Origin of the sequence: Streptomyces spongiae, assembly GCF_009377185.1 — a bacterium.
Lineage (GTDB): Bacteria > Actinomycetota > Actinomycetes > Streptomycetales > Streptomycetaceae > Streptomyces > Streptomyces spongiae.
Map to the genome: position 1 here is coordinate 1 of NZ_VJZC01000018.1, position 23,536 is coordinate 23,536.

20 protein-coding genes and 2 pseudogenes are annotated in these 23,536 nt (G+C 69.7%); 16 read left to right on the forward strand and 6 right to left on the reverse strand.

Annotated features, from left to right (window positions below; all coding sequences use genetic code 11):
• Positions 1-207: 207 nt before the first annotated feature.
• On the forward strand, positions 208-1,707 hold the full coding sequence (locus FNH08_RS04915; protein ID WP_265579742.1) for an MDR family MFS transporter: 1,500 nt from the start codon (positions 208-210) through the stop codon (positions 1,705-1,707).
• 29 nt (positions 1,708-1,736) lie between these two features.
• Here the strand turns inward: FNH08_RS04915 and FNH08_RS04920 are convergent.
• Positions 1,737-1,922 (reverse strand): annotated as a pseudogene (locus FNH08_RS04920) (helix-turn-helix domain-containing protein); the annotation flags it as partial.
• Positions 1,923-2,269: 347 nt separating this feature from the next.
• Between FNH08_RS04920 and FNH08_RS04925 the strand changes: the two are divergent.
• Positions 2,270-2,566, forward strand: a complete 297-nt coding sequence (locus FNH08_RS04925) for a hypothetical protein (protein WP_194238380.1) — start codon at positions 2,270-2,272, stop codon at positions 2,564-2,566.
• A 295-nt stretch (positions 2,567-2,861) separates the two neighbouring features.
• On the opposite strand, the gene FNH08_RS04930 is transcribed toward FNH08_RS04925, so the two are convergent.
• Positions 2,862-3,137, reverse strand: coding sequence for a hypothetical protein (locus FNH08_RS04930; RefSeq protein WP_152770005.1), 276 nt, complete (start codon positions 3,135-3,137; stop codon positions 2,862-2,864).
• A gap of 109 nt (positions 3,138-3,246) precedes the next feature.
• The gene (locus FNH08_RS04935) at positions 3,247-4,416 is read right to left on the reverse strand and encodes an acyl-CoA dehydrogenase family protein (RefSeq protein ID WP_152770006.1); all 1,170 of its coding nucleotides are present in this window, start codon (positions 4,414-4,416) and stop codon (positions 3,247-3,249) included.
• A gap of 507 nt (positions 4,417-4,923) precedes the next feature.
• Between FNH08_RS04935 and FNH08_RS04940 the strand changes: the two genes are divergently transcribed.
• Genes FNH08_RS04940 through FNH08_RS04950 form a run of 3 tightly spaced genes read left to right on the forward strand, consistent with a single transcriptional unit; the run spans position 4,924 to position 7,618 of the window.
• Entirely contained in the window at positions 4,924-5,424 is a 501-nt protein-coding gene (locus tag FNH08_RS04940) for an HAD domain-containing protein (RefSeq protein WP_152770007.1), read from the forward strand.
• Positions 5,425-5,465: 41 nt separating this feature from the next.
• Complete coding sequence (locus FNH08_RS04945) at positions 5,466-6,683, forward strand: Rieske 2Fe-2S domain-containing protein (RefSeq protein ID WP_152770008.1); 1,218 nt, start codon at positions 5,466-5,468, stop codon at positions 6,681-6,683.
• Positions 6,680-7,618 carry a PDR/VanB family oxidoreductase gene (locus FNH08_RS04950; RefSeq protein WP_322723711.1) on the forward strand — a complete coding sequence of 313 codons (939 nt, stop codon included), beginning with the start codon at positions 6,680-6,682 and terminating at the stop codon, positions 7,616-7,618. The genes FNH08_RS04945 and FNH08_RS04950 overlap by 4 nt, the downstream gene beginning before the upstream one ends.
• Positions 7,619-8,175: 557 nt before the next feature.
• Here FNH08_RS04950 and FNH08_RS04955 read toward each other — a convergent pair.
• Positions 8,176-9,231 carry an MBL fold metallo-hydrolase gene (locus FNH08_RS04955; protein ID WP_152770009.1) on the reverse strand — a complete coding sequence of 352 codons (1,056 nt, stop codon included), beginning with the start codon at positions 9,229-9,231 and terminating at the stop codon, positions 8,176-8,178.
• Between the two features lie 839 nt (positions 9,232-10,070).
• On the opposite strand from FNH08_RS04955, the gene FNH08_RS04960 reads away from it, so the two are divergent.
• The 10 genes from FNH08_RS04960 (at position 10,071) to FNH08_RS05005 (ending at position 20,594) form a co-directional block, all read left to right on the forward strand.
• On the forward strand, positions 10,071-10,460 hold the full coding sequence (locus FNH08_RS04960; RefSeq protein ID WP_152770010.1) for a hypothetical protein: 390 nt from the start codon (positions 10,071-10,073) through the stop codon (positions 10,458-10,460).
• A 234-nt stretch (positions 10,461-10,694) separates the two neighbouring features.
• Positions 10,695-11,390 (forward strand): TetR/AcrR family transcriptional regulator, encoded by a 696-nt coding sequence (locus tag FNH08_RS04965; RefSeq protein ID WP_194238381.1) that lies wholly within the window; start codon positions 10,695-10,697, stop codon positions 11,388-11,390.
• Between the two features lie 28 nt (positions 11,391-11,418).
• Positions 11,419-13,050 carry an ABC transporter substrate-binding protein gene (locus FNH08_RS04970; protein WP_152770012.1) on the forward strand — a complete coding sequence of 544 codons (1,632 nt, stop codon included), beginning with the start codon at positions 11,419-11,421 and terminating at the stop codon, positions 13,048-13,050.
• Complete coding sequence (locus FNH08_RS04975) at positions 13,047-14,483, forward strand: amidase (protein WP_152770013.1); 1,437 nt, start codon at positions 13,047-13,049, stop codon at positions 14,481-14,483. Before FNH08_RS04970 ends, FNH08_RS04975 begins: the two co-directional genes overlap by 4 nt.
• A complete protein-coding gene (locus FNH08_RS04980) occupies positions 14,480-15,484 on the forward strand; it encodes an ABC transporter permease (RefSeq protein WP_322723713.1) in 1,005 nt (334 codons plus the stop codon). Before FNH08_RS04975 ends, FNH08_RS04980 begins: the two co-directional genes overlap by 4 nt.
• Positions 15,481-16,338 carry an ABC transporter permease gene (locus FNH08_RS04985; RefSeq protein WP_152770014.1) on the forward strand — a complete coding sequence of 286 codons (858 nt, stop codon included), beginning with the start codon at positions 15,481-15,483 and terminating at the stop codon, positions 16,336-16,338. The genes FNH08_RS04980 and FNH08_RS04985 overlap by 4 nt, the downstream gene beginning before the upstream one ends.
• Positions 16,335-17,333: an ABC transporter ATP-binding protein gene (locus FNH08_RS04990; RefSeq protein ID WP_152770015.1), complete on the forward strand. Its 999-nt coding sequence runs from the start codon at positions 16,335-16,337 to the stop codon at positions 17,331-17,333. Before FNH08_RS04985 ends, FNH08_RS04990 begins: the two co-directional genes overlap by 4 nt.
• On the forward strand, positions 17,326-18,147 hold the full coding sequence (locus FNH08_RS04995) for an ABC transporter ATP-binding protein (RefSeq protein ID WP_152770016.1): 822 nt from the start codon (positions 17,326-17,328) through the stop codon (positions 18,145-18,147). The genes FNH08_RS04990 and FNH08_RS04995 overlap by 8 nt, the downstream gene beginning before the upstream one ends.
• On the forward strand, positions 18,144-19,763 hold the full coding sequence (locus FNH08_RS05000) for an amidohydrolase (RefSeq protein WP_152770017.1): 1,620 nt from the start codon (positions 18,144-18,146) through the stop codon (positions 19,761-19,763). The genes FNH08_RS04995 and FNH08_RS05000 overlap by 4 nt, the downstream gene beginning before the upstream one ends.
• Before the next feature lie 45 nt (positions 19,764-19,808).
• Positions 19,809-20,594, forward strand: coding sequence for a MoaF C-terminal domain-containing protein (locus FNH08_RS05005; protein WP_152770018.1), 786 nt, complete (start codon positions 19,809-19,811; stop codon positions 20,592-20,594).
• 56 nt (positions 20,595-20,650) lie between these two features.
• Here the strand turns inward: FNH08_RS05005 and FNH08_RS05010 are convergent, their stop codons facing one another.
• Positions 20,651-21,235: a helix-turn-helix domain-containing protein gene (locus tag FNH08_RS05010; RefSeq protein ID WP_322723714.1), complete on the reverse strand. Its 585-nt coding sequence runs from the start codon at positions 21,233-21,235 to the stop codon at positions 20,651-20,653.
• Positions 21,236-21,410: 175 nt separating this feature from the next.
• Here FNH08_RS05010 and FNH08_RS51585 point away from each other — a divergent pair.
• Positions 21,411-21,818: pseudogene (locus FNH08_RS51585) on the forward strand (pyridoxamine 5'-phosphate oxidase family protein); the annotation flags it as partial.
• Positions 21,819-21,930: 112 nt separating this feature from the next.
• Here FNH08_RS51585 and FNH08_RS05020 read toward each other — a convergent pair.
• Complete coding sequence (locus FNH08_RS05020; protein WP_322723716.1) at positions 21,931-23,481, reverse strand: long-chain-fatty-acid--CoA ligase; 1,551 nt, start codon at positions 23,479-23,481, stop codon at positions 21,931-21,933.
• Positions 23,482-23,536: the final 55 nt, after the last annotated feature.

Below are 23,536 nucleotides of genomic sequence, written 5' to 3' on the forward strand. Positions count from 1 at the left end.
GCACCACGACCGCGACCGTGTCCACGTTGCCCAGCAGCAGAACGACCAGCACCACACTGCTCACGGGCAGCCGCAGGGCCGCGGTCACCGACGCCGCCATCCCGGCCGCCATGGCCGGGACCAGCCCCTGCCGCCGAGGCGGCGGCAGGCAGCGAGGAGGAGGGCGCCACCGCCCTACCTCGCCGTTTCGGCCTGATATTCGCCGGCCTGATGACCGCCATGCTGCTCGCCTCGCTCGACCAGATGATCGTCAGCACCGCGCTGCCGACGATCGTCGGCGAACTGGACGGCGTCCGGCACATGGCCTGGGTGACCACCGCCTACATCCTCGCCGCCACCATCGGCATGCCCGTCTACGGCCGGCTGGGCGACCTCGTCGGCCGCAAAAGCCTTTTCCTCGGCGGCATCGGTGTCTTCATCGTGGGATCCGCCGTCGCCGGAGCCGCGCAGAGCATGACCGTGCTCATCATCGGCCGTGCGGTGCAGGGCCTGGGCGGCGGCGGTCTGATGATCACTTCGCAGGCGATCGTGGCCGACCTCGTCCCGCCCCGGCAGCGCGCCCGCTACATGGCTCCCATCGGCGCGGTCTTCGGCCTGGCCGCCGTCGTCGGACCGCTGCTCGGCGGCTGGTTCACCGACCACGCCGACTGGCGCTGGGCCTTCTGGATCAACCTGCCGCTGGGGGTGATCACCCTCGCCGTCTGCGCGTTCACCCTGCGGCTGCCCCACCGGGCGAAGAAGCCGGTCATCGACTACCCCGGTATCACGCTCATGGCCGCCGCGGTGACCTGCACCGTCCTGTTCGCGAGTTGGGGCGGCACCGAGTACCCCTGGTCGGACCCCGTCATCCTGGGCCTGGCCGCTGGTGCCGTGGTGGCGTGGGCGGCCTTCTTCCTCGTCGAGGCCCGCGTCCCGGAGCCGGTGATTCCACCGCGTATCTTCCGCAGCCGGATCTTCAACATGGCCACCCTGATCGGGATGATCGTGACCGGCGTCGGAATGTTCGCGGTCGTCGGCTACATGCCGACGTACCTCCAGATGGTCTACGGCAAGAGCGCCACCGAGTCCGGTCTGCTGCTCCTGCCCATGGTCGTGGGCATCATGCTCACCGCCGTCTTCTCCGGCACCGTCATCAGCAGGACCGGCCACTACAGGATGTGGCCCATCCTGGGCACGGCCGTCGTCGCTCTGACCTCCCTGCTGATGTCCACCCTGGAGCCCGACACCTCGATCTATGTGGTCTGCTGCTACTTCCTGCTGCTCGGCGCCGGCCTCGGCACGATGATGCAGACCCTCGTCCTGGCCGTGCAGAACGACTTCCCCGCCTCCGACGTCGGCACCGCGACCTCCACCAACAACTTCTTCCGTGAGATCGGCGCCACGCTCGGCACAGCGGCGGTCGGTGCCGTCTTCGCCCACCGCCTCACCGACCAGATCGCCGAACGGGTCCCTGCCGACGCGGTCAAGGCGGTCGGCAGTACCGACTCCCTGACACCGGCCGGCGTGCACGCCCTGCCCGCCAAGCTGGAAGAGGCGGTCGTCCTCTCCTACCAGCACGCGCTGACCCCGGTGTTCCGCTATCTGGTGCCCCTCTTCGCCCTGGCCCTGGTGCTGGCCTTCCTCCTGCCCGAGAAGCGACTGGCCGACAAGCACACGGCCCCGGAGGAAGAAACCGCTCCCCCGCCCATGGCCATGGAGGGGACGTGAGCGGGCGGAGCCGGTCGGCCCGATCCTGATCAGGTGAGGTCCAGTTCGGCGAGTTCGCGCCGCGAGCCGACGCCCAGCTTCGGGTACGCCTTGTAGAGGTGGTACTCGACGGTGCGGGGGCTGAGGAAGAGCTGCGCGGCGATCTGACGGCTGCTGTGGTCGCCTGCGGCAAGTCGTACGACCTGGAGTTCCTGAGGGGTGAGGCGGTCGACGAGGTTCTGGGCGGTCGCCTGGGCGAAGGCCATGCTCCCATCTGACGGACGCCGGGACCACCCGCCAAGGGCTGAACAACCATTTCTCCCGGGTCGCCGAAGAGGTCTGGCTGTACGAGTACATCGAGATCTACAGCCGCAACCATCTCAAGGTGAACCTGACCCGACGCGACAAGACCGCCGCCCCTTTTCTGAGGGATCGCCGGATCGACAATCTGCTCTAGAGATCTTCTGATGCAGCCCGGAGAGCTTGACGCATCGTCGCACGGCCGTCTCGGCGTGTCTCGCGACCCTGCTGGCCCTGCTTTCCCCGACCCCGGACCGATCGATCAAGAGACGGAGAGCAGCCGGTGGAGTACTGGGCGCCATATGTGATCCCCGCCTGGTTCCGGGCTCCTGCCACGGACTTCATAGCCGCCGGCGAACAGGGATTCGACAGCGGCGTCAGCATCCAGCACTTTCTGGGCGGACACACCTCGGACATGGCGGAGCGCCGTGCGATCGCGCCAGGACAAGTGACGATCAGTCAGCAAGCCGAGGTGGGCGGGGTGTTGGCAAGCGCGGTGTGCACCGGCCGTTTCTACGACTTCCTGACCCGGGACGACGACGGCGAGTGGGTCATCGTCCGCAGGCAGCCTATCCACTAGAAGGACCGCCACCTCGGCTACGTCCAGACGAAGGCCGGGTTCACCGTGAAGCCCGGACTCCCCGGCCTGGTCGGCGGGGCAGTCGACCACTTCTGCCCCGAGGGCGCCGCCTGGCTGCACGGCTCCGAGCGGCCGGGCGCACCGCGTTGATCCGCCGTGCCGTCGCCTCCGCATTCCTGACCGGGAGCCGGGGCCCGGCAAGGCGCCACGACCGGACGCGCGGTGGCGGGTCGCACCTGCGCGGTGGCGGCATCCGGCCACACGGACCGCGCCCGCTCGCCGGTCGGAACTCACCTCAGGTCTGACCGGCCGCATCGACGCGCCGTGCGGAGCGCTTGCCGCGCAGATGCCCCAGAAGCCCGAAGAATCCGGAGGCGAATCCGCTGATGAGGCCGCTCAGGGCGTGATTGCCGACGTTGCCCGCGACGCTGTCCGGCATGCCGACGATCACGTAGTTGACGGAGCTGCTCACTATCGCGCCGATGGTCCCGCCGACGATGCCGAGTCTCAGTGCGAGCCGCACGGCGGACCGGGATCGCGCCGACGATGCCGAGGCGGTTGGGGTGTTCATCGGCCACACTCCGAACTGGTGTGTGTCGTCATTGACTTCACCTTCGCTCGACGAGGGGAGTGGGTTCCGTACGGGGGCCGGCGCCCCTGCCGGGGCGCCGGAGGCGTGACTAGTAGAAGCCGTGCCAGGCCAGGCGCTCCAGGCCGAGCCTCAGCCGTCCCCAGTGCACGAAGCTGTGCTCGGTGTTCAGCGCCACGTGCGACGCGGCCAGGTGGATGTCCCGCCAGACCTTCTGAATCGGCTGGCTTTCCGCGAAACCGCTCGACCCGGACATCTTCATGAGGGAGTCGACGGCGTCCACGATCAGCTGGGCGGCCCTGGCGTAGTCCCGGGCGCACCGGGCCCGCGACTCCAGGTCGAACGGGCCGCCGGACTCGACGATCGTGAGGGAGTGCCGGCAGAGCAGTTCGGCGGTGTCGAGATCGGCGGCGGCCCGGGCGATCCGGTACTGCACGTTCTCGAAACCGGCGACCCTGCTGCCCGGTGCCGTGGCGCGCTCCCGGAACGCCCGCAACGCGCCTAGCGCCGCACCGAGCATCGGGCCGAGAAAAGCCGCCGGGGCATAGGTGACATAGGGGCTGCGGTAGTGCTCGGCGGTGTACTGGAGGCTGCCCTCGGTGACGCCCTCCAGCAGATCGGTCATGGGCAGCACCCGATGGTGCGGAACGAAGACGTCGTCGGTGATGCCCGTGTTGCTGCCGGTGCCGCGCATCGCGACCATGTCCCAGGTCTGCTCGATGGTGAAGTCGTCGGCCGGCAGCAGGAACAGGGTGCGCACCGGCGTCTGCCCGTCGTCCCCCGGCAGCATGGCGGTGAAGGTGGCCCAGGTGGCGTGCCCGATCCCGCTCATCCACGGCGAGCGGCCGGAGAGCCGGTATCCCCCGGGAACTGGGGTGGCCCGACACCCGGGAGCGTGTGCTGCCGCGATCAGGGCGTCCGGGTGGTCCCGCCACACCTCCTGCTGGGCTTCGGGAGCGAAGCGGCAGATGTCGTGCGCCTGCCCCGCCATCAGGGACGCGCACCATGCATGGGACGCGTCGACCTGTCCGATCAGGCGGGTGGCGTCGAACCAGGTCGTCAGGTCGTGGCCGAGCCCCCCGTGCGACTGCGGCACCAGCAGCCGGGCCATTCCGGCTTCGACCATCGCCCGCACGGCCGCCGGTTGCAGGGTGCGTTCCCGCTCGGCCGCCGCAGTGTGTTCGGCGATGACCGGAAGTACGTCGTGGATCCGGCCGAGGGTCTCCTCCGCGGTGGACAGGGTCGGAGCGGGGATGGTCATCGTCTTCTCCTCGGATAAGGGTTGCCGTCGATGCCGTCCGGTGCCCAGGGGGCACGCGGCGGGGCCAGGGCCTGGCCCACGGGTCGGGCCGAACGAAGCGCTGTTGTGGCGCGGAGCCCCGGGCGACGGGCTCGCCCCTACGGCTCCCCGCCCTCCTCGTCGGCGGCGCACACGGGCATCGGTGTGGCGGGCGGGCGCAATTTCCGCCGCCGACACGGCGAACCGACCAGGCCAAAGCCCTCGCGAACCTCCTCCCCGAGGCGTCGTTCCCGCGACTGACGCCGACGTTACGAGCTGAGGGAGTTCAGGACAACGGAATGTTTCGCATAGGAGTTATCCACGCCGTGAATGTCAGGGAGGCCGAGGGGACGGGCCTGGCCCGTCGACGAGGTGCGCAACTCGCGTGTCCGCATGACCGGCAGCGCGGTGGCTGCGGAACGCCACTCGCCGTGAATCCCATTGAGAACACCGTTGACACCAATGGTTCGCCGCTGCTTCACTCCCCCTATGCAGCAGGCAGGAGCAAGAGCGGCGAACCGCCCGGTTCTGGGCCTGGACGTCGATGGAGTCGTGGTGCTCACCGAGCCCTTCGCCACGGCCGTGACGGAGCACCGCGTCAGCGCGTGGGGGCGCTGGGGCCGGATCGTCTCCGTCCCGGCCACCGCGCCGGCGATCATCGGCCGCCTGGCTCGCGACTTCGAGATCGTCTGGGTCAGCGCATGGGGCCACAACGCGCACACCGCGCTGCGTGAGGCGCTCGGTCTGCCTGATGTGCCCTGGCGCTTTCTGCCGGTGCAGTTCGGCAAGGCCAGGGCCGTGGCCGCCTATGCGGGAGACCGGCCCTGGGCACTGGTCCACGACGGCCTGGACGACGAGCCCTCCGAGTCCGGCACGGTCGTGCGGGTCGATCCGCGGCGCGGGCTCGACCAGGTGGACGCCGAGAAACTCGTAGAAGCCGTGCACGGCCTGCCGTATCGAGAGATCCACCGGCGTGGCAGCCGCCCGTGACCGAGTCGTCCACCCTTCCCGTACAGCAAGAGGAGCCCGCCATGATTCACGACCAGCAGGCCGCGGTCGACGTCGGCACCGCGTACGGCTTCACCCCGGGCAGCCCCCTGGAACAGATCGCGCGCGTCGGTCCGGGAACCCCGATGGGTGAGGTGCTGCGACGCTACTGGCAGCCGGTCGCCCTGACGGACAAGGTCACCCAGACCCCGCAGCGCGTCCGTGTGCTCGGTGAGGACCTGCTGCTGTTCCGCGACGGCACCGGCCGGCCGGGCCTGCTGTATCCGCGGTGCTGTCACCGGGGGGCCTCGCTGTACTACGGCGGTGTGGAGGAGAACGGCATTCGCTGCTGCTACCACGGGTGGGTGTTCGACGTCGAGGGCCGCTGTCTGGAGCAGCCCTGCGAGCCGGAGCTCGGACTGCACCGTGATCGCGTACGCCAGCCCTGGTACCCGGTGACCGAGCGCTACGGGCTGGTGTGGGCCTACATGGGCCCGCCGGAGCGCAAGCCCGTACTGCCCCGCTACGACGTCTTCGAGGAACTCGGCCCCGGCCAGGCCGTCCACGCGGACGACTCCGGCTTCTCGGGAGGCGGCCCGGCCGAGCTGGACTTCAACTGGGTGTCCCACTGGGAGAACGTGATGGACCCCTTCCACGTCCCCATCCTGCACGCCCGGTTCAGCGGCAACCAGTTCGTGCCCGAGATGGCGATCATGCCCGAGGTGTCCTTTTCCTACCTGGACCACGGCATCCGCTCCGAGTCCACGCGGACCCTGCCGGACGGCCGCACGCTGCGGCGGGTCACCGAGGCGGTCTTCCCCAACCTGCGGGTCGTCGCCGATCCCCGGCTCAGTCTCGGAGCGTGTGACGTGCTCGGCTGGGTGGTGCCCGTCGACGACGAGAACTTCAAGATCTTCACGCTGTTCCGTTCCGCGGACCCGGACCGCCTCTCGCAGATGCGCACGGCCTTCGGCGGCAAGCGCTGGGCCGAGCTGAACGACGAGGAGCACCGGCGGATGCCCGGAGACTACGAGGCCCAGAGCAGCCAGGGCCGCATCAGCCTGCACACCGACGACCACCTGACGACGACCGACCAGGGTGTGACGATGCTGCGGCGCATGATGGCGAGGGTCGCCCGGCAGGTCGCGGACGGTGGGGACCCGCCGGGTCTCGTCTTCGACGAGAAGGACGAGCTGGTGTGCGTACGTGGCGGCAACTACATCGAACCGCTCACCGACGACAGTGCCGAGGCCACGCCGTGAGCGAGCGCGCCGTGCGGGTGCGGGCACTGCGGTGGGAGGCCGACGGTGTCGTCTCGCTGGAGCTGGAGGCGGCCGACGGCGCGCCGCTGCCGCCCTGGGAGCCGGGCGCGCATCTGGACCTGGTCCTCCCTGAGGGGCTGGAGCGCCAGTACTCGTTGTGCGGGCGCCCGGACGCGTCGACCTGGCGGGTCGCCGTACGCCGCGAGGCCGACGGCCGCGGCGGCTCCGCGTGGGTACACGACCGGCTGCGGCCCGGTACGACGCTCCCGGTCAGAGGGCCGCGCAACCACTTCGCCCTCGTCGACGCCCCCGCGTATCTGTTCATCGCCGGCGGCATCGGCATCACGCCGCTCCTGCCGATGGCCGAGCGGGCGACGGCGGCGGGCCGGGAGTGGCGGCTGCACTACGGCGGCAGAAGCCGCGTCGGCATGGCCTTCGTCGAGGAGTTGGCCGGGTACGGGGAGCGGGTGGCCCTGTATCCGCGGGACGAGGGCGGACGGATCGATCTGGAAGCGGTTCTGGACGACGCGCCGGCGGATGCGGCCGTGTACTGCTGCGGCCCGCCCTCGCTGGTCGACACGGTCGTCCGGCTGTGTGCCGAGCGGGACCGCCAGGTGTCCGTCGAGCGGTTCGCTCCGGTGATCCCGGCCGAGGCGGCGCGGGCCGGCGACGGCTTCGAGGTGCAGCTGCTGCGCTCAGGCGTCAAGGTGGAGGTCGCCGGCGGCCAGTCCATCCTCGAAGCCGTCGAGGCCGCGGGTGTGTGGCCGCCGTCCTCATGTCTGGAGGGGACCTGCGGCACCTGCGAGACACGGGTCGTCGAAGGCCGGGTGGACCATCGCGACAGCATCCTCACCGAAGCCGAACGCGCCTCCGGAGAGACCATGTTGATCTGTGTGAGCCGCGCCGACTGCGCGCGCCTGGTACTGGACCTGTGATCGGGCCGGTGGACGATGAAGACCTGCGGAACACAGCGGCGGTACATTGCTTACCAATGTTGACACCAATGGTGACACGCTCCATGCGTGAGTACCCGATCGCCCGCGACTTCGCTGACAGCCGCGCCAGCAGTCCGGAGAAGCCCCCGGCCCGGCCGTGCCGGCGGCGCCGCGTCCCTGCCCGCAGGCCGGCAGGGACGCGAGAACGCGCGTACAGTGCGGTGGCTGGGTCGGGTCGGTGGTGCCGCGATGGGCTGAGGGTATGGCAGCGCGCCCTGCCTGCGGACTGCCAGCGGATCATGTCCGTGCCGGAGGCGGAGGCGTGCCGGGAGACTGTTCGACCAGACAAGCCCGTTGAGCGCTAAGCGGAAGCCTTCTACGTCGTCGACGAACTCAGTTCCCAGGTGACCGTCTACCTCATCGGCCCCGCTACGGGTCCCTGGTTTCGCACAGTTGGGTGCTCGCCCTGCCCTCGGACTTCAACAGATGCTCACCACCCGTCCCGGAAAGCGAACGGTCCGCCGACCCCGCCGACGAACCTTGACAAGAGATCGAGGCTAGCGTGGTACACGGAACCGCTGCAGATCAGCTCCGGCGATGATGTCGCCCTCATACCGCCCCGCCTTTCTGCTGGCATCGGCGCGTCGTTGCCAACGCTCCTGTGGGTAGTCGACGACGTCACCTGGGACCAGATGCGAGAGCACGATCCGGCGCACGCCTGATTCCGCGCCGATCCGACCGATGGCATCAATGTCCGTATGTACGGCTCTCATGTGTTCCAGGGTCTCCCCCGTCACTCCCTGGTCTGCCAGCCAGTCCATGTCGACAGCCTCGTGGACCAACAGGTCCGCGCCCTCGGCGAGCGTGGGAATGTTGGGGGTGAGGGCGGTGTCGCCGGAGAACACCACACTGCCGTGCTCGGTCTCGAAGCGATAGGCGAACGACGGGAAGACCGGGCCGTGCGGGACGAGGATCGCGGTCACTCGTAGCGAGTCGTCCTCCATCACCTGAAACGGTTCCATCGCTGGCGCCGTGTCCCCCAGGGCAGAAGCACCGGTCCCGGCGGGCGGCATCAACTCGTGGACTCTCACATACTCTGCCGGGTTCTTGACGCCCAGTCCCTCACTCGCGAAGACGTTGGTGGAGTAGGCGAAGGCAGCGTTGCACTTCTCAGTGAGCCCAGCGATTCCGGGCATGGGCTCGTCGGGCGCGAGAATCGGTGGTGTCCGCAGGCTGCCGGCCGAGGCAGGGCCGTAGACATCGATCGGGCGAGGCGCGTCCTCATCGCTCGCACCGGCGACCAGGAGAGGAATGTCGAAGTAATGACACACATGGTCGGAGTGCAGGTGCGTGATGAAGACGCCTGCCAATGTTGACATGTCCAGGCCTGCTCGCACGAACTGGCTGACCACGCCTCGCCCACAGTCGATCAGGTAGGTCCGGCCGCCGACCACGAGCGCCGAGGCGATCCCCTGTCTGCCGCGCACCGGAGGCGGCCCGCCTGCCGTGCCCAACAGGACCAACTCCGTGCCACGGCCGGCATCCGTCGGCTGCCGCATCGCTTCAGCACCGACACGATGCAGTGCGTGCTGGGACGCTCCTCCGTCAGACATATGTCGTCACACCTTTCTCCTCAGGTTGTTCCCGATACCTGTCACGGATGGCCAGGCAGCCTGTGGGAGCAATCGTCGGGGTGGCTTCCGGACGTGCCGGACACTCGCGTGTCGCGGACGGAACAGGGTCGGACCGCCGCAATCAAGCGGAGGGGCTCGCATCGAGTCTCGGCGGGTCCGCCGTGGCGTGGCATGTCGACGACTCTGCGTCACCGCACGCTTGGCAACACCGTGAGCATTGCTCGTATTCAGCACAGGCCCTGGATCGGGGAATGGCACCTGGCGAGTCGTGTACTCGTGAGGAGCCTTTGCGAGCGGCCGTCACGGTAGGCGGCGATCACGCGTGGTCCCGTGCGCGCCAGACCCTTGCTGCGGCTGCGGTACGCCGTCAGCCACTCACCGCTCCGCCCATCGGGAACCAGCAGAAGGACCCGCGGGATTTGTGGCCGTCTGCTCTTGCAGAAAGTCAAACAGCGGCGAACCTATGGTGTCAACAGTGTTCTCCCCCAGATGGTCCGCGTGTACGCCCCAGGGAACCGGCCGGCCTCGCGAGCGGCTTCCGCACATCCCGCCCGGGATAGCCGAGGACCTACAGCGCCCAGCCATCGGACCGTTTCGGCTCTCGACGGGAACGCGCCGACAACCCCGCCGCGGACGCCCCGCACGCCCTGGCCGGGCATCCGACGCCGGCCGGGCATCCGACGGCAAGACGTTGGGACCGGACACCGCCAGGCACGGCCCCCGGCGCGGGGGCCTGTAACACCGGCACCCGCACGGCGGACGACCTCGCCCTGGGAACACTGTTGACACCATTGGTTCACGGCTGCTTCACTCCCGCTATGCAGCAGGCAGAAGCAGACACGGCGGAACGCCCGGTGCTGGGCCTGGACGTCGACGGAGTACTGGTGTTCACGGAACCCGTCGGCACCCCTGCGACGGAGCATCACGTCACTGCCTGGGAGCGGCGGGAACGGAACATCTCCGCACCCGTCACCGCACCGGCGATCATCGAGCTACCGGCCCGCGACTTGGAGATCGTGCGGGTCAGCGCCTGGGGGCACAACGCCCACACCGCACTGCACGAAGCCCTGGAACTGCCTGCCACCCCCTGGCGGTCCCTGCCCGTGCAGTTCGACAAGGCGCGCGCCCTGGCCGCCAACGCCGGCGACCGCCCGTGGATGCCGATCGACGACGGCGGACGCGAGGCCGCGGAGGCCGCAGGCGTGTAGCCGCCGTTCTCATGACCGGAAGGAACGTGCGGTACCTGCGACACGGATCGTCGAGGGCGAGGTCGAGCACCGCGACAGCATCCTCACCGGCGCCGGGAGAGCCCCTGGGAAGACCGGGCTGACCTGCGTGAGCCGGGCAGCCGGACAAGGAAGGCGTACGACATGGAGTTATGCAGCCCGACGAAAACGAGAACAGTGTTGACACCACCGGTGACACCACTAGGCTTTCCCGTTATGAAGACACTTGGGGAATCAGGAGCACAGCGCGCCCGCGGCACGACCCGTTTGGACCGCGAGCACGTCCTCGACGTCGCGGAACGCATCGCGGCCACCGAGGGCACCGCAGGACTGACCATGCGCAGGCTCGGGTCAGAACTGGGCATGAACCACACGGCGGTCTACCGGCATTTCCGGGACAAGGACGAACTGCTGGAGCAGGTCGCCGACCGTCTGCTGGATCGGCGCGCCGAGGCGGCACCGGGCACCGATTGGCGGGAGACTCTCCGGAGCCAGCTGCGCCACGCGGTCGGACGGTTCGATGTACACCCGGATCTCGCCCGGTTGGTGGCTCTCAGGCCCTACACGACGGACACTCTCGCCGCGCACATGGAACGGGCGCTGGTGACCCTCCAGGAAGTCGGCCTGACGCTCGAACAGGCAGCCCGCGTCTACCAGCTCACCGAGAACTTCGTAGTCGGGTTCGGTCTGTACACCTCCCTCCTGCGCCACGCAGCAGAAGAGGGACGCGTACCCGGCCGCGGCGCCGAACGGCGCGCGCTGGGCGCACTGCACCCCGACCGGTTCCCGAACGTGGTCGCGGCGGCACCCACGCTGCTTGAGGACGACGACAGGCTCTTCGACCTGGCCATCGAGGTCGTGCTTGACACCGTCGAGCGCATGGCTGAAAGACAGCAGAAAACGGAACGTTAATCACCGAATCTCCGGAAGGAGCGGGTCCATGGTGCGAGTCAGGACGAAGTTGCTGGGAGTAGCCGTGGTGGCGGCGGTGGGAGCCGCGGCCTGCGGCTCCCCGCCTCCGACCAAGGGCCAACATCAGACGGCCACTCTGTCGGCCACCACCGCGGTACCGGTCGGCGACACGGGCCCGCTCACCTGGGGTCTCTACCGCGCCACGAGTTCGCTGGACCCACTCACCGCCATCGACATCCCCGAGTCTTCCGTCATCGACTCGCTGTGCGAAAGCCTGCTGCTGCAGAAGCCGGACTTCGCACTCGCCCCGGGGCTGGCCGAATCGGCCGAGTACACCGACCCCCGGACCCTGGTGCTCAAACTGCGCCCGGATGTGCGGTTCTGGGACGGGACGCTGCTGACGCCCGCCGATGTCGTCTTCAGCCTCCAGCGCGCCCGCGACCCGAAAGCCGGCGGCTACTACTCCACCGTCTTCGAGCGGGTCGCCTCGATCAAGGCGACCGGCCCGCACGAAGTCGAGCTGAAGTTGTCCGAGCCCGACTACTGGCTGCGTGGTGAGCTGTCCACGATGGCCGGAACAATCGTCCAGAAGAACGACACCGAGCGAAAGGGCAAGAAGTTCGGCACCCCGTCCGGCGGTGTCATGTGCACGGGCCCGTTCCGGCTGAAGTCCTGGAAGGCGGGCGGAGAGACCGTCATCGAGCGCAACTCCACGTACTGGAATCCCGACCAGCGGGCCAAGACACCGAGGATCACGTTCAAGCCCGTCGAATCCTCCTCTGCCCAGACCGCCGCACTGCGCACCGGCGACCTGGACGGCTACTACAGCCCGACTCTGTCGAGCTACGAGCAACTCAAGAAGAACGCCCGCCTCACCGTGGCCACCGGCCCCGCCCTCGCTACCGACGCACTGGCGATCACCAACCTGCAGGGGCCGCTGGGGGACGTCCGCGTGCGTCGCGCCCTGTCGCTCGCCATCGACCGGTCGGCCTACAGTCAGGCCGTGTACCACGACCAAGTGGCCACGCCCCGGACCTCGACGAACCCCGGCACCTGGGCCTATGGCACATCCGTCTTCGCGGAAACCTCCGGCAAGGCGTCGCCGCTCGACCGCGACCTCGACCAGGCGAAGAAACTCGTCCGACAGGCTGGTGCCGAGGGCAGGACTCTCGTCATGGCAGTCGTGCCCGCCCTGTCCAGCATCAACACACTGTCGACGGTCGTGTCGGAGGCGGCTCGGGCTCTGGGCCTTAAGATTGAATTCAAGACGTTCTCTCCGGACGTGTTCGGCACTCTGTTCGTCGACCCCAAGGCGCGCGAGGGCATCGACCTGCTCCCCACTCTCAACGGCCCTTACCACGGCGATCCGGCACCCTATCTGGCGACGTACACGTTGCCGGGCGGCGGCCAGAACTTCTCCGGCTGGCAGGACGCCAAGGTGACACGATTGCTCACCGCGGCCAGGGAGACCGCCGGTGACGACAACCGGGCCAAGCTCGTGGCCGAGGCCGACCAGCTCATCACGAAGGAGCTGCCTTGGATTCCCATCGCGCACCCGTACTCGGTTGTGTACATGTCCAAGAAGATCACCGGGGCTCCGGCCTCGTCCGTGTTCGGTAACGGGCCCTGGGCGAACATGATCGGCGCGGCGCGGAAATGAACGAACTCGCCTACCTTTCGGCGGCGGAGGCCCTACGCCTTTTCCGGTCACGGGAACTGTCCCCGGTGGAACTGCTCACTGCTGTCATCGAGCGTGCCGAGCAGGTCGAGCCGACCGTCAACGCACTGTGCCACACCCTCTACGAGCCAGCACTGGATCAAGCTCGCCAGGCCGAGGCGCGCTACGCCGGCCGGGGCCCCGCGCCACGCCCTCTGGAGGGCATCCCCCTGGCCGTGAAGGAGGAGGAACCCATCGCTGGCCAACCGTGCACCCAGGGCTCCCTCCTCCTCAAGGACGAGATCGCCGACCACACCTCCTGTCTGGCCCGGCGCATCCTCGACTCCGGCGCCATCATGCACGCCCGCACCACCGTCCCCGAGTTCTCGGCCGCCGCGATCACCCGGTCGAAGCTGTGGGGGACGACCCGCAACCCCTGGAACCCCGACTACGCCGTGGGCGGCTCCTCGGGAGGCTCCGGCGCGGCGCTCGCGGCCGGGACCACGACCCTGGCCAGCGGTTCCGACATCGCCGGATCCATCCGCATCCCGGCCTCGTTCAACGGCGTCGTGGGCTACAAGCCGCCCTACGGCCGCGTGCCCGTGGACCCGCCATTCAACCACGACACCTATCTGCACAACGGCCCGATGGCCCGTACCGTCGCCGACGCCGCCCTGCTCCAGAACGTGATCGCCGGACCGGACCCCTCGGACATCGCCTCACTGTCCCCCCGGCTGGAACTGCCGGACCGGTTCGGCACGGCCGAGGGCCTGCGGGTGGCCGTCTCGGTGGACCTCGGCGGGTGGACCGTCGACCCGGAGATCAGGAAGAACACGCTCGACGTGGCCGACGCGCTGCGGTCGGCCGGGGCCGTGGTCGAGGAGGTGGACCTGTCCCTGCCGCGCGAGCAGGTGAACCGGGCCGCGTCGATCCACTACGGCCTGACCATCGGCTTCCTGGAGGAGCTGATCGCCGGCCGGCCCGACGACACGTCGCCGTATCTGGCCGCCGTGGTGGAGCGCATCAGACGGCAGAGCCGGGGCGGCGACATCGCGGAGAAGTACGCCCTTGAGTCGGAGCTCTACGCACCGGTCGCCGGCGTTCTGCGCTCCTTCGACGTCCTGCTGTGCCCGACCGTGGCCACCACCGGTCTGTCGGCCGACGAGGACTACGCGGGCGACGTGCCGATCGAGGTCGACGGAGAGGTGTTCTGGGACCCGATCGACACGGTGCTGACCCTGCCGTTCAACGTCCTCGGCCGCTGCCCGGTGCTCGCGGTGCCGTCCGGGTTCGCCGCCAACGGCGTTCCTACCGGTGTGCAGTTGGTGGGCGCGCCGTACGACGACGAGATCGTCTTCCGGGCGGGCGCCGCCCTGGAGAGCGTCCGGCCCTGGTTCGCCCCGGACGGACGACGTCCGGAAGGAACAGGGTCGTGACCGCCGTCGCCGTGCGTCCGGCCGGGCATCGGTCCGGGCGGGCGACGGGCGTGGCGCGCTTCGTCGCCCGGCGCCTGGTCATGCTCGTCGCGACGCTCTTCACCTCCAGCTTCGTGATCTTCGGGGCGCTCTACCTCGCTCCGGGCGACGCGGTCTCGACGCTCTCCGGCTCCCGGACGCTGTCGCCGCAGGCCGTGGCCGCGCTGCGCGAGCAGTACCACCTCGACGACCCGTTCCTGGCGCGGTACTTCCAGTGGCTGGGCGACACTCTGCTGCACGGTGATCTCGGCACCTCGATCACCTACCGCGAGGACGTGTCGTCGGTCATCGCCGCCCGGATGGGGGTGACATTCCAGCTGGTGCTGTACGCCGCGCTGATCATCGTGGTGGTCGGGGTCGGACTCGGCCTGCTGTCCGGTCTGCGAGGCGGGGTCGTGGACACATCGATCCTCGTGGTCACCACGGTGTTCGCGGCAGTGCCCTCGTTCGTGGCGGCCACCGTCCTGCTGTCGGCGTTCGCCGTGGGTCTCGGCTGGTTCCCCGCCGTCGGCACCGGTGAGGGTCTCGCCGGGACCCTGTGGCACCTCACCCTTCCCGCGGTGGCACTGGCGCTCGCATCCCTCGCGATCGTCTCGCGGATCACCCGTGTGGCGGTGCGGACGGAGCTGGGCCGGGAACACGTACAGACCGCTATCAGCCGAGGGATCCCCTATCCGGCCCTCGTGCGCCGACACGTTCTGCGCAACGCGTCGATCCCGGTGACCACCGTGGTCGGCATCACGATCGCCTCCCTGTTCGGCATGTCGGCGGTGGTGGAGCAGACCTTCGGCCTCGGCGGCCTCGGCTCCGCACTCGTGGAAGCCTCTCTGGCCCGTGACGTGGCGGTCGTGCAGGGGGTCGCCCTGGTCTTCGTCACCGCGTTCGTCGTCGTCAACACGCTGGTGGACGTGGCGTACGCCGTGCTCGATCCGCGAGTCAAGGCAGGGAGCCGAGCGTCATGACCATCGCAGCCTCCGTTCTCGACGGCGTACGAACCCGGCGTCGGCGCGTGGCGGGCAACACCGTCGTCGTCTGGGTCTGCGCGGCCATCGTCGGGCTCGCCCTCCTGCTCGCCGTCTTCGGACCGGCGCTGGCGCCCCACGACCCGGACGCGGCGGACCTGACCTACGCCAACGTCGGCCCCGTCGCCGGACACCCGCTGGGCTTCGACAGCCAGGGGCGCGACCTGCTGAGCCGGCTGCTGGCAGGTGCCAGGACCTCGATGGCCGGTCCGGCCCTGGTCGTCGTCCTGGCGATGGCGGGCGGCACCGTCCTCGCCGTCGTGTCGGCGTGGGCCGGCCGCTGGATCGACGCCACCCTCTCGGCCGTCATGGACGTCCTGTTCGCGTTCCCGGCGGTCCTGCTGGCCGTGCTCGCCGCCGCCGTGTTCGGCCCCGGCCTCACCGCGCCCACCCTTGTCCTCGCGCTCGCCTACACCCCGTATGTCGCCCGGGTACTGCGCGGCGCCGCACTGCGCGAGCGGGCCCAGCCCTACATCGCCGCCTGCGAGGTCCAGGGCCTGTCCGCGTTCACGATCTGCCTGCGGCACCTGGTCCCCAACATCGCGCCGATGATGGCCGCGCAGGGCACCCTGCTGTTCGGCTACGCGATGGTCGACTTCGCCGCCATCTCCTTCATGGGGCTCGGGGTGCAGCCGCCGACGTCGGACTGGGGCGTGATGGTGTCCACCGGCCAGCCCGGCGTACTTCAGGGCTATCCCGCCGAGTCACTGACCGCGGGCCTGTGCATCGTCGTGGTCGTGGTCGCGGTGAACCTGCTGGGAGAGCGTCTGTCACAGAGGAGCGAGGGACGATGACCGTACCGGTACTGGAAGTGGACCGACTGGTCGTCGACGTGCTCGTCGAGGGCGAGCCGCGCACCGTGCTCCACGAGGTCTCCCTGTCCCTCGGCGAGGGCGAGGCGCTGGGCCTCGTCGGCGAGTCAGGTTCGGGAAAGTCGATGACGGCGCGGGCCGTGGCACGGCTCCTCCCGCCGGGCGCGCGCACCAGCGGCACCATCCGCTACGGCGGCCACGACGTGCGGACCCTGAAGGGGGGTGCGCTGCGGGACTACCGCGGCGACGTGGCCCTCGTCTTCCAGGATCCGCGTGCACACGTCAATCCGGTGCGCCGGATCGGCGACTTCATGACCGAGGCCCTGCGGACCCTGCACGGCGTGGACAAGCACACCGCCGCCAAGCGGGCCGCGGCGGCGCTGGCCGACGTGGGCATCGCGGACGGCGAACGCCGCCTGGAGCAGTATCCGCACGAACTCTCCGGCGGTCTGCTGCAACGGGTGGTGATCGCGACGATGCTGCTCACCGAACCGAAGCTGCTGCTGGCCGACGAGCCCACCACCGCACTGGACGTGACCACCCAGGCGGAGGTGATGGCCATCCTCGACGAACTCCGCCAGGAGCGCGGCATGGCCCTGCTCTTCATCACCCACGACCTCGACCTGGCCGGCGCCGTCTGCGACCGGACGGCGGTCATGTACGCCGGTCAGATCGTCGAGACCAGGGAGAGCGCCAAGCTGCACGAGGATCCCCTGCATCCGTACACCGCCGCGCTGGTGACGGCGCGTCCGGCCGTCGACCGGGCGGTGGACCGGCTCGCGGCGATCCCCGGACGGTCGGTCAGCGCGTTCGAGGCCCCGGACGGCTGCCCCTTCGCACCGCGCTGCCCCCACGCCGTCGACGCATGTCACCAGGAACGTCCACCCGCCGAGTACGTGGACGGCGGGCTGGTCCGCTGCATCCGCGCCGACGAGCTGCGCGGACGGCTCGCCGAGGAGGTCGCCTTCCATGACTGAGGAACCGGTACTGCGGGTCACCGGGCTGCGCCGGGAGTTCGGCGGAGTCGTCGCCGTCGACGGCGTCGACTTCGAGATCCCCCGCGGCGGCTCGCTCGCCATCGTCGGCGAGTCAGGCTCCGGCAAGAGCACCGTGGCCAACATGGTCGTCGGGCTGTGCGCCCCGACCGCCGGCACGATCACCGCCTGCGGCAGGGACCGCAGCAGGCCGGCCAGGTCGGCGAAGGAACGCAGGCTGCGCGGGCGCGAGGTACAGATCGTGTTCCAGGACCCCTACGCGTCCCTGGACCCCAGGCACTGCGCCGAGCAGACCCTCGACGAGGTGCTGCGCCTGCACCGCGCCGACGACGGCAAGCAGCAGCGGCAGGCCCGGGTCGCCGAGCTCGGCGACCTGGTGGGCCTCGACGCCCGCCAGATGCGCGCCCGTCCCCGCGCGCTGTCGGGCGGCCAGCGGCAGCGCATCGCCATCGCCCGTGCGCTGGCCGCCGAGCCCGAGGTGATCATTCTCGACGAGTCGGTGGCCGCCCTGGACGTCCTGGTGCAGGCCCAGGTCCTCAACCTGCTCGCCGACATCCGCGAGCGCACCGGCGTCTCCTACCTGCTGATCAGCCATGACCTCGGCGTCGTCCGGCAGATCACCGACGAGACGGTCGTGATGCGCCGGGGCAGGATCATCGAGCGCGGCCCCACCGCGGACGTCCTCGCCCACCCCCGGCAGCCCTACACCCAAGTGCTGCGGGACAGCGTGCCGCACGCCGGCTGGAAGCCGACGCGCGCCCTGCGCGCCCTGACCGAAGGAGCACAGCCTTCATGACCTGCCATCTCGACCTCGCACTGGTCAACGGGCGGGTACGCACCCTCGGCCCGGAGCGGCCCCGGGCGAGTGCCGTCGGCGTCCGCGACGGCCGTGTCGTCGTGGTCGGCGACGACGCCGTGGTCCGTGCCGAGGCCGACTCCACCACTCAGGTCATCGACCTGAAGGGCGCCACGGTGCTCCCCGGCATCGTCGACAGCCACCTTCACCCGTTCCACGGCGCGCTCAAGGCCCGTGGAGCCGACCTGACCGACGCACGCACACTCGACGAGGTCCGCCGCCGGGTGGCCGAGGAACGAGCCAGATGCGCACCGGATCAGTGGGTCCTCGGTTTCGGCCTGGCCTACGACGTGTTCGAGCACACCGGGATCAGCGGCGACCTGATCGCGGAGGCCGCCGGGGACGGTCCCGCGCTCCTCACCTTCGTCGACTTCCACACCGAGCTGGCGACGCCGCGCGCGCTGGAACTGGCGGGCGTCGACGGACCGCGACGCTTCGGCGAACACTCCGAGATCGTCGTCGACGAGCGGGGTGTCCCCACGGGCGAGCTGCGCGAGATGGGCGCTATCCGTCTGGTGCGCGAGGCCATACCGCCCCTGACGCCCGCCGAGCGCTACCGCCTGTGCGCCGACCAGCTGCGGGCGTTCGCCGCGGTCGGCATCACCGGCGCCCACGGCATGGACGGCAAGCCGGAGACACGGGATCTGCTGCGCGAGCTGGAGGCCAGTGGCGATCTGGCCACGCGGATGGTCGTTCCCTACTGGGTACACCCCGACACCCCCGAGGAGGTGTGGGAGTCGTACGCCCGTCACCGTGACGAGGGCGGCGAGCGCTGGCGCGGCGGTGTCGTCAAGCTGTTCATCGACGGGGTCATCGACTCCGGCACGGGCTGGTTGTTCGAGCCCGACAGCGAGGGCGCGGGACTGACCCCGCTGTGGCCCGACTTCGACCGGTACGTCAGGGCCGTGGAGTTCTTCGCCTCGCACGGTTTCCAGATCGCCACCCATGCCACCGGCGACCGCGGTGTGCACGAGGCTCTCAACACCTACAAGGCGGCCGGTGCCGCTCCGGGCGTTCGACACCGCATCGAGCACATCGAGACGCTGCGGCCCGAGGACCTGCCGCGTTTCGCGGCCGAGGGCGTCATCGCCTCCATGCAGGCCCAGCACATGATGTGGCTCGAACCCGACCGCTCCGACAACTGGTCGCGCCGGCTCGGCGCGGAGCGCTGCGACCGGGCGATGCCGGTGCGCGCGCTGCACGCGTCGGGCGCGGTCGTCACACTCGGCTCCGACTGGCCCGTGGCGAGCTACGACTGGCGGGAGGGCATGGCCGCGGCCCAGTTGCGCCGTCCGCCGGGGCATCCCGAGCGCGCCCCCTATGACGACCAGGGCATCGACGCCCTCACGGCCCTGCACGGCTACACCTCGCGGCCGGCCCTGACGACCGGCGACCACGACCGGCTCGGCGCCCTCGAACCGGGGTACCTCGCCGACATCACCGTGCTGGCCGAGGACCCCGTCGTGCTCGCCCCCGACGACCTGGTCCACAACCCGGTCATGCTGACCGTGGTCGACGGCGAGGTCGTCCACCGCGCCGCGGACCTCGACGGCTGACCGTCGCCACCGCGGTACTTCCGTCAACCGATCGGCCGGAGTGACATGGACTCGCACGACAGCGCCAGCACGGACGAAGAAGGTCCGCACGGCATCTACGTCAACCGTCTCCCGCAGACGGACGCCCTGGAGGGACAGACGGTCGGCGCCGCGCTCGGCACCGACGTCGTCACCCTCCGCTTCGCCGACGGCACCGTCGCCTGGAGCCACCGGGACGGTCCGAGCGGAACGGACGCCTACGACGCCGTGGAGGTCGCCGACGGCACCTTCTTCGTCGACATCTGGCGACGCAGCCATGACGAGCGGGAGGCCTGGACCCTGATCGCCGACCGCACGTCGGGGCGGGCGCTGTCGGTCCTGACGACCGTGGGCGAACACGAGCGGCCCGGCCGGCCGCGCGTCGGCCAGACGATCACGGCCGGCGTGCTGCTGGGCCCCGGCGGAGAGCCCGCCGCGACCGCGCCTCCCACCGAGACCCGTGACCTCCTGGGCAAGCGGCTGTTCAACGAGTACAGCCCGGAGATCGTGTTCGAGCACGTCTACCTCAACTCCCGGCTCTGCGCCTGGCAGTGTCTGCGCGGCGAGCAGCCGGGGCACGGCGACTGCGACGATGCCTCGTACTGGCGCCTGAGCGAGGGCCGGTACGTTTTCACCTTCCGCGAGCGGCTCATCCCGTGCGCGTCGGTGCTGTTCCTCGACCTCACCGCGCTGCGCTCGACGGGAAAGTTCCTCAGCATCGAGGAGGACGGCCGCATCCGCAACGGGGGCATCGGCGCCCGGCTGCACATGCTCGCGGACGCGCGATACCCCTGCGGGTACGCACCGGTCTGAAGGAGGTCGCCGTGGGCCTCGGCCCACGGCGCCGTGCCGATCATGGGCGTGTGCGGTCAGCGCCGTCCGTCTCCATGGCTCCGCGCGACATGCACGCCCCCGGTCCCCGGCTGCACTCTCGGCACACTGACCACGATGTGCACGACGCTCTCACCGTCCAGTGACTCGTACACATGGGGACGGTCGCCCGGGTAGCGCACGAAGTCGCCGGCCGACAGCTCGACCGGGGTGTCTGCGGGACCCACGCGCACCCGGCCGCTGATGACGTACAGATGCTCCAGGGTGCCCACCGGGTGCGCCTCGGACGGCTTCCCCGCGCCCTCGGCCCGGCTCTCCCCACCGATACGCACAACGTAGTTCTCGATGACACCGGAGCCGTAGATGTGGTCGAGGGAGCGCGAGGCATAGCCCGGGTGCTGCTGCCAGACGACCTCGTCGCCACGCTGCACGGTCATGACCTGCTCACGCTCCGCCACGAGCCGCGTGACCGGTACACCGAGGGCGGCCGCGATGGCGAACAGCGTGTCCACCGTGGGGTTGCCCGTGCCCTGCTCCAGATTGGACAGAGTCTGCTTGGCCAGCCCGGCCTGACGGGCCAACTCGGCCGAAGACAGACCACGCTGCTCTCTGAGAAGACGCACATTACGCGCTACCACGGCATTTCCTGAGGACACACCCCTCACTGTAAACGCTTCCCCATTCGAGCGATCAGCGGCCAATCGGGCCCACCCGGCCGAAGAGCGGGACCTTCGCATCCCGCCGCCGACGCGGGAACCCCTGGCGAGGAGCCACGCGTCCCGGTCACGCCACCACGCAGTGGATCAGAGCACACGCACACATGCGGCCCTCGGGGCCGAAGCCGCCCGGCGAGGCATACCCGTGCACCACCTCTGCACTCTGACGGGCCTGCGCCCGGACGGCAGTCCCCACGTCGTGCCCGTGGGTGTCACGGTCGACCCCGACGCGGGTGTCGCCCGCGTCATCACGCGCAAGTCCAGCAGAAAGGTCGCCCACTTCCAGGCAGCCGCCGGTCATGCCCGGGTGGCCGTCTGCCAGGTGGACGGCGGACACTGGGCCACCCTGGAGGGCGTCGCCAAGGTCAACGCCGACCCCGTGGCCGTGGAGGACGCCGTGGCCCACTATGCCGAACGGTACGGACGTACCCCCGCGCCCGACCCGGAGCGCGTGGTCATCGAGATCACCGTCGACCGGGCCATGGGCCAAGTGCACGTCCGCAAAGCCCCCGGAGAAAGCCGACCCCGCCCGCCCGGCGGACTGACGACCGGTGGGCGGCTGCCCCGTGGGCCAACCTCGGTTCTCCCACGGGGGCTTGCGCTCACACGAGTTCGCGCTTGAGGATCTTCCCGGTGGACGTCATCGGCAGCGTGCCGACGAACTCCACCACGCGCGGGTACTTGTACGACGCGAACTGCTCCTTGCCCCAGGCGAGCAGGTCGTCCTCCGTGGTCTCGGCACCCGGCTCGCGCACCACGAACGCCTTGATCTCCTCCCCGTGGGAGGAGTGCGGCACCCCGACGACCGCGACCAGCGACACCGCGGGGTGGGTCATCAGAACCTCCTCGATCTCCCTCGGGTAGACGTTGTAGCCGCCTCGGATGATCATGTCCTTGGCCCGGTCGACGATGTAGTAGAACCCGTCCTGGTCCTTGCGGGCGAGGTCACCGGTGCGGAACCAGCCGTCGCGCACCGCCTCGGCCGTGGCGTCGGGGCGCTTGTAGTACCCCTTCATCACGTTGTGCCCGCTGATCGCGATCTCGCCGATCGTCCCCGGATCGTCCGGTATCTCGTTCCAGTTGTCGTCGATGAGTTTCATGCTCACGCCCGGGATCGGCACCCCGATCGAGCCCACCCTCGGCTCTTCGCCATAGACCGAGAACGCGGCCACCGGTGAGGTCTCCGAAAGGCCGTAGCCCTCAAGGATGGTGACGCCGAATCGCTCCTTGAAGTCCTTGTGCACCTCGGTCGGCAGGGCGGAACCTCCGGAGACCGCCATCCGCAGGGACTCGGTGATCCCGGCGGTGTCGGCGGCCCCCGCCAAGGCGCCCAGCAGTCCCCAGAACATGGTCGGCACTCCGGCGAAGAACGTGATCCGCTCCTTGGCCAGCAGTTCCAGAGCGGACTTCGGGTCGAACCGCGGTTGCAGGACGAGCGTCCCCCCGAACGCGAGGGCGGTGTTCTGCACCACCGTCTGGCCGAAGGAGTGGAAGAGCGGCAGGACGCAGAGGTAGGTGTCGGGGCGAGCGGGATCCGCGCGGAAGGTCTTCCGCCCGACGAGCGCGTTGTCACGCATGTTGCGATGGCGGAGTTCGGCTCCCTTGGGATGACCTGTCGTACCCGAGGTGTAGAGGATCACGGCCGTGTCCTCGTCGTCGCGGTCGATCGTCTCGAAGGTGGACGGCTGATCGGCGACGAGGGTCTGGAAGTGCCGCTGCTCCCCCTCGGCCGGCGATCCGCCCGGCGTGGCGGTGATCAGGAAGAAGTCGGTGCATCCGTCCGCTTCCAGGAAACCGCCGTATGCCTCCGAGCCGATCGGCAGCTCAGGTGTCCCCTCGAAGGCGAAGTACGCCTTCGCGTCCGAGTCGGCCAGGTGGTAGGCGACTTCGCGCGCCTTGAGCAGCACGTTGAGCGGGACGACGGCCCCGCCCGCCTTGAGGATGCCGAAGTAGATGCTGGTGAACTGGGGGATGTTCGGGCAGGACAGGGCCACCTTGTCACCCGGGCGTATCCCGTGCCGGACCAGCAGGTTCGCCACCTGGTTGGCGCGTGCGTCGAGGTCCGCGTAGGTCAGGCGCTGTTCGCCCAGGACGACTGCCGTCCGCTCCGCGTAGGCGGCGGCGGACTCTTCGAGAAGTGCACTGAGGTTCACGCGGTTAGGGTACTTTCGAGTACCCTGAACGTCCAGACCTCGCCCATTGTCAAAA

Bases quoted from the DNA above. Each gene is read 5' to 3' on its own strand.
- FNH08_RS04990 (WP_152770015.1), top strand. From the start codon at position 16,335: ATGACCGTACCGGTACTGGAAGTGGACCGACTGGTCGTCGACGTGCTC.
- FNH08_RS04975 (WP_152770013.1), top strand. From the start codon at position 13,047: ATGAACGAACTCGCCTACCTTTCGGCGGCGGAGGCCCTACGCCTTTTC.
- FNH08_RS04985 (WP_152770014.1), top strand. From the start codon at position 15,481: ATGACCATCGCAGCCTCCGTTCTCGACGGCGTACGAACCCGGCGTCGG.
- FNH08_RS04940 (WP_152770007.1), top strand. From the start codon at position 4,924: ATGCAGCAGGCAGGAGCAAGAGCGGCGAACCGCCCGGTTCTGGGCCTG.
- FNH08_RS04960 (WP_152770010.1), top strand. From the start codon at position 10,071: ATGCAGCAGGCAGAAGCAGACACGGCGGAACGCCCGGTGCTGGGCCTG.
- FNH08_RS05000 (WP_152770017.1), top strand. From the start codon at position 18,144: ATGACCTGCCATCTCGACCTCGCACTGGTCAACGGGCGGGTACGCACC.
- FNH08_RS05005 (WP_152770018.1), top strand. From the start codon at position 19,809: ATGGACTCGCACGACAGCGCCAGCACGGACGAAGAAGGTCCGCACGGC.
- FNH08_RS04930 (WP_152770005.1), bottom strand. From the start codon at position 3,137: ATGAACACCCCAACCGCCTCGGCATCGTCGGCGCGATCCCGGTCCGCC.
- FNH08_RS04995 (WP_152770016.1), top strand. From the start codon at position 17,326: ATGACTGAGGAACCGGTACTGCGGGTCACCGGGCTGCGCCGGGAGTTC.
- FNH08_RS04955 (WP_152770009.1), bottom strand. From the start codon at position 9,231: ATGTCTGACGGAGGAGCGTCCCAGCACGCACTGCATCGTGTCGGTGCT.
- FNH08_RS04945 (WP_152770008.1), top strand. From the start codon at position 5,466: ATGATTCACGACCAGCAGGCCGCGGTCGACGTCGGCACCGCGTACGGC.
- FNH08_RS04970 (WP_152770012.1), top strand. From the start codon at position 11,419: ATGGTGCGAGTCAGGACGAAGTTGCTGGGAGTAGCCGTGGTGGCGGCG.
- FNH08_RS04935 (WP_152770006.1), bottom strand. From the start codon at position 4,416: ATGACCATCCCCGCTCCGACCCTGTCCACCGCGGAGGAGACCCTCGGC.
- FNH08_RS04965 (WP_194238381.1), top strand. From the start codon at position 10,695: ATGAAGACACTTGGGGAATCAGGAGCACAGCGCGCCCGCGGCACGACC.